Genomic DNA, 17,582 nt, shown 5'->3' with positions numbered 1-17,582 from the left:
CTTATTTAATTTTAAATATTTCTCCTACTTTTATTTCTTTTCTAATATCTGGAATTTTTTCAATATCAAACTCAAAATCTAAAGGTTCTTTTCCAAACTTATATCTTACTGTTTCATTTATATATTCTAAAGCATGTTTTAACTCACTTTTCGTCAAGTATTCTTTATGCTTTAATAGAATATTATACACCCAATGCTCTTTTATAAACTCTCCATAAGTATCCCTACCTCCTAGCTTTAAAAATTCTTTCAAACCAATATCTTGAGAATGTCTATAATGCATAAACTCATGAAAAAACTCATAAACAGTAGCTTGTTCTCTTAATACTATTTTCATTTTCTCTCCATCAGTTATAAATATAGCTGCTGCATTAGTTGGCATCTTTGCTTTCTTACCATTTTGAAGAAAAAATCCCTCAATAATATTGGAACTCTCTTTAGGATGTATTTCTAATTCTACTTTATGATTTTTAAGAAATTTTTTAATTTTTCTGAAATCAGATTTAGTTAATTTTTGCCCTAATCTTCTGCCTCTTCCACTTACCTTTTTAAGGAAAGAAGATTGTGAAAACCCATGCATTTCATCAAAAATCTTTCTTTTTTCTATTTCATCAATCTCTCCTTTTTTAACTAAATCATCTAACGACATAGTAAATTTAGAATTTTCTACAATTTCTTTTGCTGTTTTCTGTAGTTTTCCCTTTAAAAACACCGAAACTTCACCAGTCAATGCTATCGTTTCTAAATAAAATAAATATTTAGAGATACTTTTTCCTAACTCGGTATCATCAATACTAGTGAGGTTTAACAAAGTGTTTACGACACCTGAACTTACTTCTATAGCCCCAGCTACTGCTTTTGTTGCTGCAATTGCTGTAGTTACTTGTTTGGTTTTATACAATAAGGTTTTTCCGTTTTTAAGGAGTTTTACTAAACGACCTACTTTAATTAGGTTACCAACACCTGATACAGTAGTTAGTATATCAACTCCATATTCTACTCCTGTCAATACATTTTCCCAGAAGGCCTTTTGGTCATTTGCGTATAATAAGAATGCAGGTAGCTTTGTAAAACGTACGCCTTCTTTTTGATCTTTGTCTTTTAGTAGAAATGCAGGGTTTTTACCATTTTGTAATACCAATGGTGAAAATGGGTGGTAGCTGTATTGGTGTTTTTCTTGCTTTTCTACTATTATTTTTTGATCTCCATCTTCTCGTTCTATTGTTTTTTCTTCAAATCTACCTGTTTTTACACTAACAGAAATATCTATTAGAGGTTGGTTGCCTTTCCAGTTTATGGTAGCATTATCAGAATGAAACCCTAAAATTTTCTTAGATTGATATGCTAAAAGTACAGGAGTTTTATCAGTAATAACTACTAATTTATTGGTTTTTGGGTTGATATCGGCATATGAACTACTTTTCCAGATATTCCAAATAAAATATACATAGGTTTGAAAATGTTCTCCATTTAAACCATCAATTAGTTTGTATAAAAGTATTTTTTTATCTGCCCTTCTAATTAATAAGTTTTCAATAAAAAGATCGTTTATTTCTATACTTCCAATATCTTTCTTTTCTAGTATTTTTGAACCGTCTATGGTTTTTGTTTTTTGCCTGTGTGTGTACCTGAAATAAAGTATTCGTAATGTTTTTATAATTAAATCTTCCTCATTAATACTTAAATAGTTTCGTATGTAGCCTTTGGCCAACCCTTCTAGTAAATTCCAAAGAGAGTCAGTATTAAATTTATAGTATAATGGTTGCGCTAAATGATATACAATAGCTGCTTTATTATGTAGCTTACTATTATTATAGGCAGGAGCTATTTTTTCAATTAATTTAATTAAAAATAAATTACGCCATTTAGATTGAAAGTCTGTATACTCATTGTAATAGCTAAAAATTGTTTCGTTTAAAAATTGTAGCACTGTAGTTATATCTTTACAATAAATACGTAGCCCTATAAATTGGTAATCTTCTTCTGCTGGAGGTATGCTTCTTATTTCAGCACTATCTTTTTTATAATAATAGGATAAACAATAGCTAAAACAAGTTCCAATGGATTTTGTAATAACAGGAAATTTATGAATCAACTCACTTTCAGTATTCGGAACAACTTTAATAGTATCTGCTATTGAATTTCCATATACACTTGTATATTTATATGGAACATTAGAGTAGCTTTTTAAATAGGAAAAAGCACTTGCTTGGTAAGCAGCATAGTTACTTAAGTTATTTAAGGTTGTTATTTGAATTGAAGTAACTAGAGTGTCTTCTTGATTTACATAAAAACTATATCCGCCATTATATAGTTCTTCTGGAATATTGAACTCTTTTACATATTCTTTTATATCCTTTTCAGGATACAATACTAAGTCTTTTTGATAGGTGATAGGTTTGTAAAAAACACCTGTGGTATACTGTTGTTTTAAAAAAGCATTATTATCCTTATTTAAATATATGGTTTGTGGAATATTGACTTCTTTGTGTTGTGATCCAAAATCGCGAAAAGACTGGGTACTTTCTTCATAAGTAGCATCTCGGGTTATTTTTTTAACCAATACTTCCTGATTCGTTTTCCCGTTGGAAGTCCCTACCTTTAAAAATTTAATTAAGTCTGTTATGGTTGTAATAGTGTTCATTCTCTTTCTTTTTTTAATTGAATAATCGATAACCAAACCCAATGTTATGGGTAGGTTGGCTAAATTGATTTACATTTAACCGATAGCTAGCAAACCATTTTCCTTTTCTATTGTATTGTATTCCTAAACTTAGGTTGTCAAACTTTTGTCCATTTCCTCCAACTTCAGAAAATAGATATAGTCCGCTTCTATAGGTTTTTGGATGTTCAATAGTTTTAGTAATAGTGATTTCTCTAGGAACCTTGAGTTTATAGGATAACTGACTGTCTAACAATTTTCCTTTTACCAAATCGTAACTATAAATTTCTACATCGGTATTGTTTAAAGTATCTCGGTATATTTTTGCTGCTACAAAATTGGTGGTGTCTTTTATAAAAATGGTGTCTTTTATAATTTTGGTAATATCATTTTTATGAACATATACTTTTTTATACTTTACAGTTTGTACTTTAAAAGTGTCTATTTTAGTTTGCCAAACAGTATCTCTAACAATAGTTATTTTAGGTTTTTCTATTGTAGTTTTATTTGTTCTTCTTGAAAATAAATTGATAAGTAACAGCAATAATATGCCGACCAATATTATGCTATTGGTTTTGAGGTTTGTAAGCTTCATGATTTGTGTTTTATGATTTGAAAAAAAGTGTATGTTTTCTAAAGTGAAGAGTATTCATAGAAATAACATAAAACACGGGGTTTAAAAAAAGGAAAAAGAACCGCTAAAAGTATTGTTAGCGGTTAATAGTAATTTAGAAATACTTATTTCAAAAATAATGTTCCAGATAATTTAATAAAACCGTTATTAAAATCAGCAGAATAAAAATTAGTGGAAGGATAAGTTGACAAATAAATTACTCTTTTGCTATTTTCACTTGTTATTTGTGGTGTAAAATAATCTTTTGGAGCTTCTCGTCCGGATCCGAGAAATATTTGCTCTAATGTGCTATTTGTTTGAAAAAGAGAGTTGCCCACAATATCTGGTAAACTGATATATGTATAGCCACTTAAGTCACCGTTTGTAACTATTCCTGTTAATTGAATGGAGTAATGAAAAACATTTCCTATTATTTTATATATACCAGTAGCACCTGTAGAATTGTATTGAGAACTTCCGTTAGTACTACTAGATATAATAGGAGCCCATGTGCCTTCTTTATAAAAATCAGCTTGCATTAGCCCTGCATTACTGGTATCAGCTAATGGTAATACTACATTATTACCGGTACTAGATTCTACTGTTCTTGTTGAGGAATTATAGGATAAATTTGTTTGACTACTTGAAGCACCTACTGCATTGATAATTGGAGATTGTGGATTGGTATTATCAATTGTGATATTTGTTCCAGCTTGTATTTGTGGAATGTCAGAGGTTATAGCTAAAGTTCCTTGTTTTGCAGGTATTTCAATATTATGATAACCAGTATAGTTTTGAGGTGTTCTTAATGTAATTCTTTGGTCATTTTTTTGTTTAAATTCAAACCCAGATGACATATATAAAGCAGAATTTTCGTCAGGATGTGTGGAAAATATTCTATACTGAGCAGGAGTCATTACTGAATAATTCCCAGTGTTATTCCTTGATATAAATGATGACTTATTACTAGATTCAATTGAGTTACTTGTTTCTTTCCCATTATCAGTTACTTGTTGTAGACTTAAATCACCTTTCAAATTACTTAAATCTACAGTAAAGGTAGAGTTATCATCACGGGTAAAAGTGGCAATACCACTAGCGTCAACATTTCCAGAAACTAGCCTAGCTAAATTAGTGTCGTCTATGTATGGAGTTAAATCTATTTCTTTAACGGTTACACCATCTTTTAATAAGGCTAATTTATTACCTGCGATTTCTGATAAGGTGTATTCATGTGTTTTTTGTTCTGAAGTTACACTTACATCTCCAGTTTCATCAATTACAAACCTACGGTTTGCTTCTCCTACAGATTGCTTGCTATCTACATAGCTATCTATTAAGTTTTCAAATTGTTGTTGAGTTGGTTTATCACCAGTTTCAAAATAGGTTTTTATTGTTTTTTTATCTTGTTTCATTTTTGTTTTTTATATCTGTTTATAATTTGTTTTCTGATAAAAAAAGAACTGCTAAAAGTATTGTTAGCGGTTAGACTTTTAATTAGTATTATGGTGTGTAAACAGTTGTCAAATAAGAAAAAGAGATAATAATTCTTGTTGAATCTGCTCCAGATGTGTCATGAAAAACCGCATCTCCAGGCCTTAAGTATTCTCTTTTTAAGGATTTTACAAGAAATAATTTATTGTTAACAACATCTGGAGTTAAGTTCCCTGTATATTGAACTGCGTTTGCCCCATCTCCAGAATTAAATTCAATTACATTACCAATAGCGCTATTATTTATGCAAGGGAAAGGTAAATCAAATTGAAAAGTTCCGTTATTTGTGTTTGTTTGTTCATTTGTATCAAACAATCTTAAATCTACTACGCAGTTAACTTTGTTTCCTTGTCTTTCAAAAAAAGTTAAAGAATTACCAGGTGTTATTGAAACTCCCTGAACTAACATGTTTATAGGCCAATTTCCTTTCTCATAGAAGTTAGTTGGTAATACAGGTACAATATCATCTAAGTGAGCTATAGTTCCAGATTTTGGCTGTAATGTATGTAATGAACTTCCTACAATATTAGCTTTTATTGTGGCAGAACCAGCATTATTTTCTTCAGTGAAGTCTAAAGCATTTTTTGCAGCCCTTATTCTGCCTCCTGCTGTTATATTTCCTGAAGTACTTAAACCTCCATTAGTTTGAATGCTTTTAGTTTGTAAAAGAGCATCAAAAGTTTTTTGACCACTTATTGTTTGAGTAGTATCTAATGTAACAGAACCATCTTGTCCTGTTGCATTTATAATTGGTTGTAATGGGTTTGTGGTATCTATAGTAACATTTGTTCCAGCTTGTATTTGTGGAATATCTTCAGTAATTGCTAGAGTACCTGATTTATTAGGTATTTCTACATTTATATTTGTTGTTAAATTTGTTGCTTTTATAACAGCTTGATTTGTGTTACCAACTACACCAGCTATTCTTTTTTTAATTTTAAACCCTTCTGTAAAATTAAAATCAAATAAATAATCTTTTAAAGTATTCCCTCCTTTTGCAAAAGATTGAACATTAGCTGTAGAAGACAAGTTAAGTATAGCAGGTTCTGCTCCTCCAATGTGGAGTACTTTACCTTGCACAACGGGGTTATTTTGATTGTCTAATGTAGAAATATTAACACCTCCTACCATATTATTTTCTCCAAACAAATTATTACCCCCATTATAACTAAAAGAAGCATAAGCTCCTAATGGCTTATTACCAATAATAATTTCATTGTCATTGTTAGCTATGGTTCCAATTGAAGTAATGCCTTCTATTGAACTTATAGAGTTTATAATAGGTTGCAAAGGGTCAGTTTTGTCAATAGTAACATTTGTTCCAGCTTGTATTTTTGGAATGTCTTCGGTAGTTGCTAAGATTCCTGTTTTATAAGGCATTATTAACTGTTTCTGACCACTACTCATTACCTGATTATGATCATAGGTTAGCGCTATATAATTGCCAAAGCCACCGGGATTAAAGAAATAAATTGATTTTTCATTAAATACTCCCGTTAGATTATTTCTTTTGTGTGAAGAACTTAGAGAGTTATATACTGATTGATAATTACTATTTCCTCCTTGGTTTACAATTAACCCATTTTTTTCTTGAATTTCTATAGAATTTGTTGTTGTTTTTCCATTATCTGTAATCTGTTGTAAATTTAAACCACCTTTCAAATTACTTAAATCTAAAGTAAAAGTAGAATTATCATCACGAGTAAAAGTAGCTATGCCATTGGTGTCAACTTTACCAGAAATTAATCTAGCTAAATTAGTGTCGTCTATGTATGGAGTTAAATCTATTTCTTTAACGGTTGCACCATCTTTTAATAAAGCTAATTTGTTTCCTGTAATTTCTGATAAGGTGTACTCAGGTATCTTTTGTTCAGAAGTTAGGTTTACTTCACCAGCTGCGTCAATAATAAACCTACGGTTAGCTTCTCCTTCTCCTTGTTTACTGTCTACATAACTATCAATTAAATCAGCAAATTGTTCTTGAGTTGGTTTGTCACCAGTTTCAAAATATGTTTTGATTGTTGTTTTATCTTGTTTCATTTTTTTGTTTTTAATTGTGTTTTTTTAAATATCTGCACCTAAAGCGATAGCTTTCCATGCGTTACTAGATATTCTCACATACATAAATTGTTGTGATGAGTTTGTATTTAAAACAGAGGTTCCTATAGGGTTTGAAGCTATTGGATGAGAAGTGTTTAATGTGATACTTGTTTGCGGGGTAGAGGTATCTATAGTTTTTGTTTTATATTCTTGATCTGCGTATTCTTTAGTTATTAACACTTTATTTGTAGCATTAGTTATGTCTGCAACTGGATTTAAAACATTTATTACCCCGTTGAAGTCACTTTCTGTCGCTCCTTCATTCCATATAAACCTTTTTTTTCCCCCTACTGAAGCTGCTTCTATATCTGAGCCACCGCCTCCTCTAATGTATGTCATGTTTCCTTGTATATTAATATTTGCAGCATTAGCTGTATCTACATCTATATCTAAAAACATTACATTTACATCTTGCGTTACTGTACCCGCATTTACTGTAACATTAGGGTGAATACCTTGTGCGTAATTGATAGTAGCATTAGGGTTGTTTAATATTACACTTGGACTATGACCTCTAACATAATCAATAGTAGCAATACCAGTTCCTTCTACTTTGGCTTTATCACTATGTGGGATTAAAAAATTTATATTCCCACTACCTTTATGAGTTGCAGTTGTTATTGCTCCATAAACATAATTTCCACCCCCAGTTCCATCATAAACACCTACAATATTCATACCTGTGGTTCCATCTACATTTACACTTGAGCTATTAGTGCTTCTAAAAACTCCAGCTATAGTATTTGAAGTATTTGGAATTGTTCCTGTTCTTTTTACATCTACAAACTGACTAGTGTTGATGCCTTTTTCGGTAGATTCTTTTTTTACAGTTAAATAAGAGCCTGCTATGTTAGTAACACTATTTTGAGGATCTATTATTAAATCTCCAAGAATATTTATTTTTGAAGAATTTAAAGTGGTTACGCCTCTATCATCATCAATAATTAACTTTGTACCATTCCCTTTGTCATCATAATCTCCTATTTTTACAACGACGTCAGATTCATCTCTTTTTCCTGTTGAAGTATAGCCCTGAGTGATAATGTTTTGAGTAGTGATGTTTCCTTTGTCAGTGATTTCTTGTAAGCTTAAGTTATCTTTTAAGTTGCTTAAATCAATAGTAAAAGTAGAATTATTATCACGAGTAAATGTAGCTATACCATTAGTGTCTAAAGTACCACTTACTAATCTAGCTAAATTGGTGTCGTCTATGTATGGAGTTAAGTCTATTTCTTTAACGGTTACACCATCTTTTATTAATGCTAATTTGTTTCCTGAAATTTCTGATAAGGTGTACTCAGGTATCTTTTGTTCAGAAGTTAGGTTTACTTCACCAGCTGCATTAATAATAAACCTACGGTTAGCTTCTCCTTCGTCTTGCTTGCTGTCTACATAGCTATCTATCAAGTCTTCAAATTGTTCTTGCGTTGGTTTATCTCCAGTTTCGAAATATGTTTTGATTGTTTTCTTATCTTGTTTCATTTTATTGTAATTTTTTAAGAAAAAAAGAGTAGCTGAATAATTAGATATTAGTAACTAGACTTTTTAGTTTTAATCTTTTGACTTTTTTAAATATGTTATAGAGTTTTTTTGAAATTAAACTGCAGACCCATCACCTAAAAAATTAATTGTTATAATTAAAGTATCGTCATTCCAAACATGATCTTTAAACCTAATACTACCGCCACTTGATTCAATAGCTACACCATTTATTTCATAATTTTTTCTATTAACAATAGTGCCACTTGCATAAAAACTAGAAATTTCATTAAAACCATCAATTTGAATGTAGTTATTAGTAGCGTTTCCATCTGAGGTAACTCCGCTTAAAACAATATCAATAAAAACTCTTTTACCTATTTTATATTTTTTTGAAGTAGAATTACTGTATGTGAATGTAGACCCTAACGAAGAGGTAGAAATAGAAAAAGTTTCTTCTAGAGTTTTAGGGATATCATCTAATGTTGCTAAAGTTCCTGTTTTATAGGGTAGTTTTAAAAATTTAGCACTTTTGGAGATCCCTTTTTTTAATTCTTCTGTAGGAAACCTTAAATTTATACTATTATTAACTTTTGTTGTTGAGTATGAGCTTGTAAAGCTTCCGTTATTTACATCAAAGTTTAGTTTTTGTTGGCTGTCTAACATGGCAACCCTTTGCTGCAATAAATAAGTTTGCTGAATTGAATTTAGCATAGCTATTTCATTAAAACTCAAATCAACTTTAGCGGTGTTGTCAAAGTTGTTTTCAAGTATTAATTTATTGGTAGTAGTGTTGCCATTATCTGTTACTTCTTGTATGTTAGATGTACTTGTTTGTTTTCCTGTGGTCAGGCTAACTGTTCCATTTTTATCAATAATAAATCTACGACCTGCTTCTCCTTCAGATTGTTTGCTGTCTATATAGCTATCTATTAAATCGGAAAATTGCTCTTGAGTAGGTTTGTCACCTTTTTCAAAGTAGGTTTTAATTGTTTTTTTATCTTGTTTCATTTTTTATGTTTTACTATAATTTTTAATATTACTAAAAACAATTTTTTACAAGGGGAAATTCCCTTTTGTATTTCTGTTGTTTCAGTGTTTTTTGATTTACATAAAAAAGAGACACTAAAAACCAGTTGTTAGTGACTAGACTTTTTAAAAAAAATGCTTTTTATTTTTTATACAACCTTAGTTGTTATAATATTTCCTGTATTATCAATACTAATTTTATAATTTTTTGTTCCATCTGGTGTTTTAAGTATTACACCCTTTCCTGCATTTGTACTAATATAATCACCTGTGGTAGTCACTTCCATTATATTTTCATCTCCTAAAACTACTTGATTAGATTTAATAGGGTATGCATCATGTCCTAACCCTGAAGAGTTATTTATTTCTTCAAACTCTGTAAAAGTTTGTCTACCTATAGCATTTCCTAAATAGGTTTCATTTAAACATTTTAAAGTATTTAGATCTATAACTTCCCATATAGATATTCTTGGATTTCTAGCTCCAATATTAACTAGTGTTTGGCTGGTTGGGTCAGTAATATCTTTTTCATAAAAAAACAATTTTCTACTTCCTATAGTAAACCCGTGAGAAGTTATAGTTATTTCAGCATTAGATGCTACATCTACAGCTTCAATTACATATTTTTTAGAAGGGTCAGATGATACTACTTTTTTACTTTGTATTAGATTTGGGTTTAAACTACCAATAAAAGTGTTGTTATTTCCATTAAATCCATATCCTGAATAATCGCCTATAGCTACGTTTCTATCCCCAGTATTTTGACCTAAAGCAAAATAACCATTGGCTACGTTATAATTACCTGTACAATACCTACCTGTCCATCTAGCTCCTGTTATTGTATTGTTCGAACCTTTTGCTTTTTCTGCTGAAAAAGCTCCAGTAATAACATTATAATTACCTTCTATATCATATCCAGAAGAAAAGCCAATACCTATATTGTTAGATCCTTTGACATTTTATAAAGCTCTAGCTCCGTATGCTGCATTAACACTGCCTTTTGCAGATTTTAATGCATCTCTACCAATGCCTAAACTTTTCCAATAATCATCTCCAATAGTAGTTCCGTTACTTACTTTTACACCAAGTCTAAAAAAAGGTACACCTTGATGTTCTAATATTACTGCATTTTTATTAGTTATGGTATTATCTTCAAGCTTACCTAAATCTATAGAGTGATTTCCTAAAACAACGTCGTTTGTAGCTCCTGTATATGGTACAAATGAATTATCCTTACTAGAAAAATTGATTACTGGTTGTAATGGGTTGACGGTGTCTATTGTAACATTTGTTCCTGCTTGATATTGAGGAACCGCATCTTTTAAATTACTTAAATCTAGAGTAAATGTAGAATCATCATCACGTGTAAAAGTAGCTAAACCATTCATATCTATACTACCACTAACCAATCTTGCCAAATTAGTGTCATCTAAATATGCTGTTAAATCTATTTCTTTAACGGTTACACCATCTTTTAATAAGGCTAATTTCTTTCCTGTAATTTCTGATAAGGTGTATTCAGGTGTTTTTTGTTCTGAAGCAACACCAACATCTCCATTTTTATTAATTACAAACCTACGGTTAGGGTCTCCAGCTGGTTGTTTACTATCTACATAACTATCTATTAAATCTGAAAACTGTTCTTGAGTAGGTTTGTCACCAGTTTCAAAATATGCTTTTAAAGTTTCTTTGTTTTGTTTCATTTTTTACTTTTTTATCGATTTTTTACTTTTTTTCTGATAAAAAAGAGGCGCTAAAAACTAATTGTTAGCGACTAAACTTTTTCTTTTCTTAATCTTCTTCTTCAGTTATTTGATCTAAAGTGTCTTTTAGACCGCTTTGTTTTAATAAATTGAGTAGAGCTTTAAAGGGGTTAACGCCGTAAATTTTATTATAATTTTCTAAAATTGATTTTATTTCAGTAACAGCTATAAAGCCTGCAATTATTTTTAAGAAAGGCACTTCGTTTACAATATGTTTTTCTAAAAAATAAGCGGATATAATTACTAAGTTATAAATGAAAAATTTAGATATCGTATTTGCAATTTTTCCACTTTTTATAGGTATTTGTAATTTTAATGCAGCAAATGCTCCGGTTATAAAATCAACCATAATTAAAAACATCATGGTAGTTAACACTCCATTTAAAGGTGATAGTAAAGCTAACAACCAAAAAATGATATGTGTTATTTTATCCATTTTTTCTTAATTTTCTATATTCTAGAACTCTTTTTTTTGGGTATGCTTTTATACTTACACTGTTTCCTTGATTACCGCCTAACAGGTAAACATATCTTTTAGATTCTTTTATTAAAAAAGCAACATGTCCTTTCCAGCTATTAGGAGATTCTCTCCATAAAACAACTACGTCACCTGGTTCAGGTTTATTTGATGAGGTGCCTACTGTTAACCAGCTTCTGGCTGTTAATTTTCTTGAGTGTTCGTAACCGGCTTGTTTGGCAACCCAACTTACAAAGGCACTACACCAAGCGGTTTCGTCTTTAAACTTTGCTCCATCAACCCCTAACGATGTAAAGTAATTTACAATTTGGGGGTGGTCTTTAGAGCCTCTTATTTCTTTTACGCCATATTGTGATAACGCTGTTGATATTAAACTATTCATACAAATGTTTGATTTTAAGCGTTAGCAGACAAAACTTTTAAGTTTTCGATTCTTTTTCTCTATACCTGATCGAGGTTTAATCTAACTTTTTCAGTTTCTGCTTAACATTAAAAAGGTTAATAAATAAATGAACTATTAGAAAAGCAATACAAATATATAACATATTACCAATTAAAACAAAACAATTTACAGAAATATTTGTAGGTTGTTTTTAACCTCTTTTTTTATTGAAATATATACATCCATTTTTCACAAAAAGAGTGTAAATAAATACACTGTTTTTCTGGTTTATTTGTATTGTGAAATTGTACAAAAAATTAAGAAAAGTAAATTGCAATCCGCACCCTTCAATTTCAATACCTAGTTTCTTTTGAAGCTTTATTGTTGATAATAGAAAGTGATTCCGACAAACCACTACATTGTTTTTTTTAGAATTTTAAAGATTCGTTCGCACAAAAATGTGGGTGCAGTTTTGGGTAAGGTTTTCATAGCGTTGTTTTTTAATTTCATATGCATTTTAAACATACAAACATATGTTTTAAAGCGCTGTTAAAATGATACTATAGTTTTGTTAAAGTATGATTTTGATTTATTGGCTGTTTTAAGTTTCTGGTAAAAAGAGCTTGGTTTTTAGGTGGTTATTTACTTATCATATAAAAAATATTACCAAAATTGTAAATCATTAACAAGTCTTTGGGTTAATTTAATAGCTAAATCAATTAAGGGAGGAAGTAGTATTTTCTGTTTTTTTTATCTTATTTGTTCATATACACTTTAGCCTTGGCGTTGAAACATGTTTAGGAAAAAGGAATATTAATTTTTTAAAAGTTAGATTTATAAAAAGATATTAGAACTGATAGGGAGGAATTGTAAAATTATTCCTCCCTATCACAAATTCATTTAAAATGAACTTTTATCTAATAAATATTTAAGTTACGGTATTTGTTTGACCAATAATATCAAAGTCAACACCATCTGGTGATGTTTTTACACTACTAAACAATCCGCTTTCTTCACAATCTGGATTACATGGTAAGCCTCCTTCATTTAAAGACACAGAATCTGCTTGTAATACAGTCAATGTAGTTGGTACTCGTGTTTCCCAAGTTCCTTCTACTTCTCCTTCTATTGATTGCATTTCTTCTGTAATTGACACGTATAAATCATCGTCCATATCCGTCACCATGCCTTGGCCGTTCCAAATTTCTCCAGTTTTTATATACCAATTTACAGCCTCTTCAAATCCTGGACGTACTGGCACCACTGATCTGGCCATACCGCTTTGTAAAAAAGCTTGAAAAATAGGATCACTTCCTTCATTATATTCAAAAGAATCTTTCCAGTTTTCTTTTTCAGCATAGAAATATGGGTAAAATGTATAAGCCATAATTTCCCAATCAAATGCTTGTTCAAAAAACTTAACAATTTCAGCATGTTCCTGTAATGGTTTTCGATTATCTTTAAGGTCTACATTAGATCCTTCTTTATAATGATCTCCAGCTGATTTGATATTGTTAAAAGGGTGTGTTATCAAGTCAATAGCAATACGTTTTAATTCACGCTTTTCTATGCTTCTATTAATTTGAGAACTTAATTCTTTTTTCTTTTCATCTGTGGTGTTACCAATATTTTGAGTTAATACATATTCATTATATTCTCTAACTCTATCATTGTATGCGTCTAAAATAGTTTTATAGGTTTCGTTTTGCCATTCTTGATAGGTTTCTTTTGATCTTTCACAAAAAACAGTAACATTAAAGTACCCTGCATAAATATTTTGGGCATAGAATGAAAACGGAATATTTTCTTTAAACGTTCCTGAAAAGTTGTAAAAATGTGAATATCCTGTTCCTCCAATTACTGTTTTTCTATCACTACCTAAACCTATGGAAAGATCTGCCTCATAGTGAGTTGTTCCTGCCCACCAGTTATAAGATGATCCTTTTTTACCTACAGTCCAATTTACAGTTCCTTTTGAGGCAACATATCCTTTAGGAACATCTATTTCATTAAATACATATCCATTAGCAGTATATGTTTGGTCATCTTTTACAAATGACTTTCCAACTTTTATTGATTTATCAATTGGAGAAGCTACATCTGCGTTGTATTTTGATGCATAAAATTGATAGTTACTCTCATTTAATTGTCCTGCATTTGTAATGCTTATTTTTTCAGGTTTTTTAGGGGTAATAGCGTCGTTATTATTGGTTTCCTTAAATTTTAAATATTCTTTAATGTAAAATTTAGCTGGTTCTGGCAACGCAAATTCATACATTAAGCGTTTACCGTAATTAATTAACTTGTTTTTATAAATTTTATCAACCCAACGATATACTCCTGTAACATGTTTATCTCCTTTGCGGTTGTCAAAACCATGAGTATTATTTTCTTCATACTCTCGTAATATTCGTGAAGTACGCTTCGTACTAATTTTTTGAACTACACGTTCCAGTGCTCTTTCTGTTACATCTTGTGCGTAAGTTTGTGCTTCTAAATTTGAATTTGAGGCAGAATTTGAAGATGATGAATTGTAATTAGTTCCAGCACTAAAGCTAATACCAAATTTTTCTCCACTAACGCTAGCATTTGCTCCAAAATTATTGGCTTTATCTTTGTTTACAACTGATGAAACCTCATTTTGCAATTCGTTACGTTCTGTAGAAGTTGTGTCGGTTAAGTTTTCTACTTCTTTTTCTGAAGTTGTTTCAGATGTTTGTTCTGATACATTTAAATTTCTTGTTGAGCGTTCTTTATATTCACGTGCCATGATATTTTCAATATGAGAAACTTCTCCAGGTACATAGCAACAAACTTCTTGCTCAACACGCCTAAAATCAGCAATTCCTAATTGAGATACTCCGTGTAATACAGTCTCTTCTGTATTTGTAGTTCCTGAACCTGTATCTTCTCCTCCTTCTAAAACTTGACAAACACCAGAGTAGCGACCGCTATATCTAGCCATAGTTCCAAATACTAAATAATCTTTAGAAATAAATAAAGAAGAGTCGAAACTAAGCTTTACTCCGTTACTTAAAGTTAATTCACCTGAAAAGTCACAATTTCCTATAGGAACGGGTAATAAACTTCCTGTGTCAGGGAAAAGTTGTAAACTTAATAAACCATTTGTTTCAGAAACTTTTCTTATTTCAGCTCTTGAAAATGTGGTTCCAGAACTATGTTTAAGTGTATAAGATGCATTTATAATATTAATATTCTCATTTCCAACATTCAAAATCATAGAAATATAGTTGTATCCATATGTTGTTGATGGTGATATTCCTCCAAAAAAAGAGTATAATTTTACCCCGTTTAAAGGGTTTACAATTACATTTGACCCTCCTATATTAATTTTCTCAATCTCTTTTGGTGTATTGTCATGTATGTTTTTATATTCTTCTCGTATTTTTTCTTTTAAAACTGAAGAAACCTCTCTAAAGCTAGTAAGTTTTTTTAACTCTTCTGACTTTAATAATTTTTTAGTTTCTTGAGAAAAACTATTGCCACCTTCTGAATTTCCAACACTATCTCCATCTCTTGATATTTCAGTTTTTTCTTGAAATTCAAATTTTGGTAATTGTAGTTCTGGAAATACGTCTACTTCCTTTGAGTATCCTTCTTTATTTAAAAGAGTTTGTTTGTTAGGGATTGCATCTCTTTTAATTTGAGTAATAGAGGCGTCGTATGTTTTTAATTCACTTTCATAACGTAACTTTTCTTCCTTTTTATGTAGTAATTCTGCTTGTTCGAGTTCTTTTAAAGAAATTTCATATTGTTTAATCCTATCTTTTGTTAAGGCGGTTTCTAAATGGGATTTCAAGTGTTTTTGAGAGTCTCTTGATGTACTAGAATCAATACCGTTAAGTTTTTTTTGAGCTGCAATAATTATATCCTTAGGTATGATTATGCTTGCCTTCGCTCTACGTGAAAACTCTTCTCTTTCTTTTTTTGCAAAAATTGGAGACCCGCCTTTAGGTATAATTGTAGGTTGAAAATTTTTAAACATTTCTAAAAACTTACGACCGATTAACACTTGAATAATTGATTCTCTTACTGTGGTAGATTTTTTATTAATAATGTTATAAAAAAGTTGATCCCACATTACTTCTTCAAAATCTACGATTCGTTTACTTACTCCATCTTTTGGTAAGTTTTTTGTTATATTTTCAAATGTAAGATTGGTTTTGTTTCTCCCCAACCAAAGTGAAAACCTGTATAATTCTGAATCTGCAGCTTTTACACTAGAGCGAGTTTTGTATGGAGTGAAACCTGTTTTATATGCTGCTAATAATATTGTTGTTTTTTCTTCTTTATTTGCTATTCCTTCAATAGCTGTAAGCGCCTTGTTGTTTAAATTTTGACCTTCTGGAAATGAAACAAAACCTGTTTCTTTCTCTTCAATTGTTTGTGGGCTTCGTAATGTTACAAACCTAAATAGGTTTGATTTAATTGGTTTTTTACTCATTTTAATAGATTTTAATTTTTTTAAATAAGCTCAATTGAGCAACTGTTTTTTGCTTTTCTAACAGTTTCTGCTTCGTGTTTTGAACTTAATTCAATAAAATGTTTGAATTAAAAGGATGAGGTTTTAAAAAAATGATTGAAATCAAGTTAAAATCTCTAAAACGCAATTACCAAAACTATACAAATGTTTGATTTTTAAATTTTTTTTGTATATTAGCAATTAATTACAGTGCAAATATAACACATTTTACAAATTAAACAAAACAAAAGTTTAATCAATTATGTAAAATGTTTAATTTTTTCAAAAATATGAAGGTATGGGGATATCAGAAAAAATAGCAACTATTAGAAACGCTTTTAATTTAAATAATTTCTCTTTTTCAAAACGAATTGGAGTTACTGGAACTACCGTAGACAGTATAATTAATGGAAGGCCACAGGCAGATGGAACTAGAAAAAAAACGAAGCCTGGATATGATGTTCTTACTGCGATTATTAATGAATTTAATATAAATCCTGATTATTTATTTGGAAAAAGTGATGTTATGCTAACATCTGAAGTAAAAAAAACTCCAACATATTCTGGAGTTCCTCAGGTTGTTTCTGTTAATGAATCAGGTAATGAAAATGTAATTTATGTACCTATTAAAGCAAGAGCTGGGTATTTAAATGGTTATGGAGATTCTAATTATATTGAACAATTACCTTCTTTTCATATGCCACATTTAAATAATGGAACTTTCCGTTGTTTTGAAGTGCAAGGTAATTCTATGGTGCGAACGTTTTTTGACGGCGATTTGGTTTTTGGTAAGTATGTTGAAAACCTTATTGACATTAAAGATGGTCGTGTGTATATTATAGTTAGTAAAAATGATGGTATCGTGTTAAAAAGAGTTATTAATAGAATTCATGAACGTGGTAAGCTTATTTTAAAAAGCGATAACAAGGATGGTAATTATCCAATGTATACTATAAATGCCGAGGAAATTATGGAGGTTTGGTATGTTTCTATGTTTGCGTCTAAGCAAATGCCTGAGCCAGTTGATGTTTATGATAGGTTGCATGATTTAGAAAGTAAAATTGTTGAATTACAAGAGCAGGTTAATAGCAAAAACTAA

At 30.3% G+C, this 17,582-nt stretch carries 12 protein-coding genes; 1 reads left to right on the top strand and 11 read right to left on the bottom strand.

The window, feature by feature from the left end:
• Position 1 precedes the first annotated feature (1 nt).
• The 11 genes from ACKTTQ_RS04280 to ACKTTQ_RS04230 all read right to left on the bottom strand — a co-directional run bounded on the left by ACKTTQ_RS04280 (position 2) and on the right by ACKTTQ_RS04230 (position 16,465).
• On the bottom strand, positions 2-2,644 hold the full coding sequence (locus tag ACKTTQ_RS04280; protein ID WP_408048495.1) for a zincin-like metallopeptidase toxin domain-containing protein: 2,643 nt from the start codon (positions 2,642-2,644) through the stop codon (positions 2-4).
• Positions 2,645-2,657: 13 nt separating this feature from the next.
• Positions 2,658-3,257: a protein kinase family protein gene (locus ACKTTQ_RS04275; protein ID WP_299132941.1), complete on the bottom strand. Its 600-nt coding sequence runs from the start codon at positions 3,255-3,257 to the stop codon at positions 2,658-2,660.
• 143 nt (positions 3,258-3,400) lie between these two features.
• Positions 3,401-4,690, bottom strand: a complete 1,290-nt coding sequence (locus ACKTTQ_RS04270; protein ID WP_408048494.1) for a hypothetical protein — start codon at positions 4,688-4,690, stop codon at positions 3,401-3,403.
• An 88-nt stretch (positions 4,691-4,778) separates the two neighbouring features.
• Complete coding sequence (locus ACKTTQ_RS04265; RefSeq protein WP_408048493.1) at positions 4,779-6,809, bottom strand: hypothetical protein; 2,031 nt, start codon at positions 6,807-6,809, stop codon at positions 4,779-4,781.
• Positions 6,810-6,833: 24 nt separating this feature from the next.
• Complete coding sequence (locus tag ACKTTQ_RS04260; RefSeq protein ID WP_408048492.1) at positions 6,834-8,351, bottom strand: hypothetical protein; 1,518 nt, start codon at positions 8,349-8,351, stop codon at positions 6,834-6,836.
• Between the two features lie 114 nt (positions 8,352-8,465).
• Complete coding sequence (locus ACKTTQ_RS04255) at positions 8,466-9,359, bottom strand: hypothetical protein (protein WP_408048491.1); 894 nt, start codon at positions 9,357-9,359, stop codon at positions 8,466-8,468.
• 167 nt (positions 9,360-9,526) lie between these two features.
• Complete coding sequence (locus ACKTTQ_RS04250; protein ID WP_408048490.1) at positions 9,527-9,919, bottom strand: hypothetical protein; 393 nt, start codon at positions 9,917-9,919, stop codon at positions 9,527-9,529.
• A gap of 417 nt (positions 9,920-10,336) precedes the next feature.
• The gene (locus ACKTTQ_RS04245) at positions 10,337-11,080 is read right to left on the bottom strand and encodes a hypothetical protein (protein ID WP_408048489.1); all 744 of its coding nucleotides are present in this window, start codon (positions 11,078-11,080) and stop codon (positions 10,337-10,339) included.
• Positions 11,081-11,168: 88 nt separating this feature from the next.
• Positions 11,169-11,576 (bottom strand): phage holin family protein, encoded by a 408-nt coding sequence (locus ACKTTQ_RS04240; RefSeq protein WP_408048488.1) that lies wholly within the window; start codon positions 11,574-11,576, stop codon positions 11,169-11,171.
• Positions 11,569-12,000: a TIGR02594 family protein gene (locus ACKTTQ_RS04235; RefSeq protein ID WP_408048487.1), complete on the bottom strand. Its 432-nt coding sequence runs from the start codon at positions 11,998-12,000 to the stop codon at positions 11,569-11,571. The genes ACKTTQ_RS04240 and ACKTTQ_RS04235 overlap by 8 nt, the downstream gene beginning before the upstream one ends.
• A gap of 928 nt (positions 12,001-12,928) precedes the next feature.
• Entirely contained in the window at positions 12,929-16,465 is a 3,537-nt protein-coding gene (locus ACKTTQ_RS04230) for a hypothetical protein (protein ID WP_408048486.1), read from the bottom strand.
• 316 nt (positions 16,466-16,781) lie between these two features.
• On the opposite strand from ACKTTQ_RS04230, the gene ACKTTQ_RS04225 reads away from it, so the two are divergent.
• Complete coding sequence (locus ACKTTQ_RS04225) at positions 16,782-17,582, top strand: S24 family peptidase (protein ID WP_408048485.1); 801 nt, start codon at positions 16,782-16,784, stop codon at positions 17,580-17,582.

Source organism: Tenacibaculum halocynthiae, from assembly GCF_964512825.1.
In the GTDB taxonomy this organism is placed as follows: Bacteria; Bacteroidota; Bacteroidia; order Flavobacteriales; family Flavobacteriaceae; genus Polaribacter; species Polaribacter halocynthiae.
Note: the sequence above shows the minus strand (reverse complement) of the source record. Positions and strands in the feature narration are given on the sequence as shown.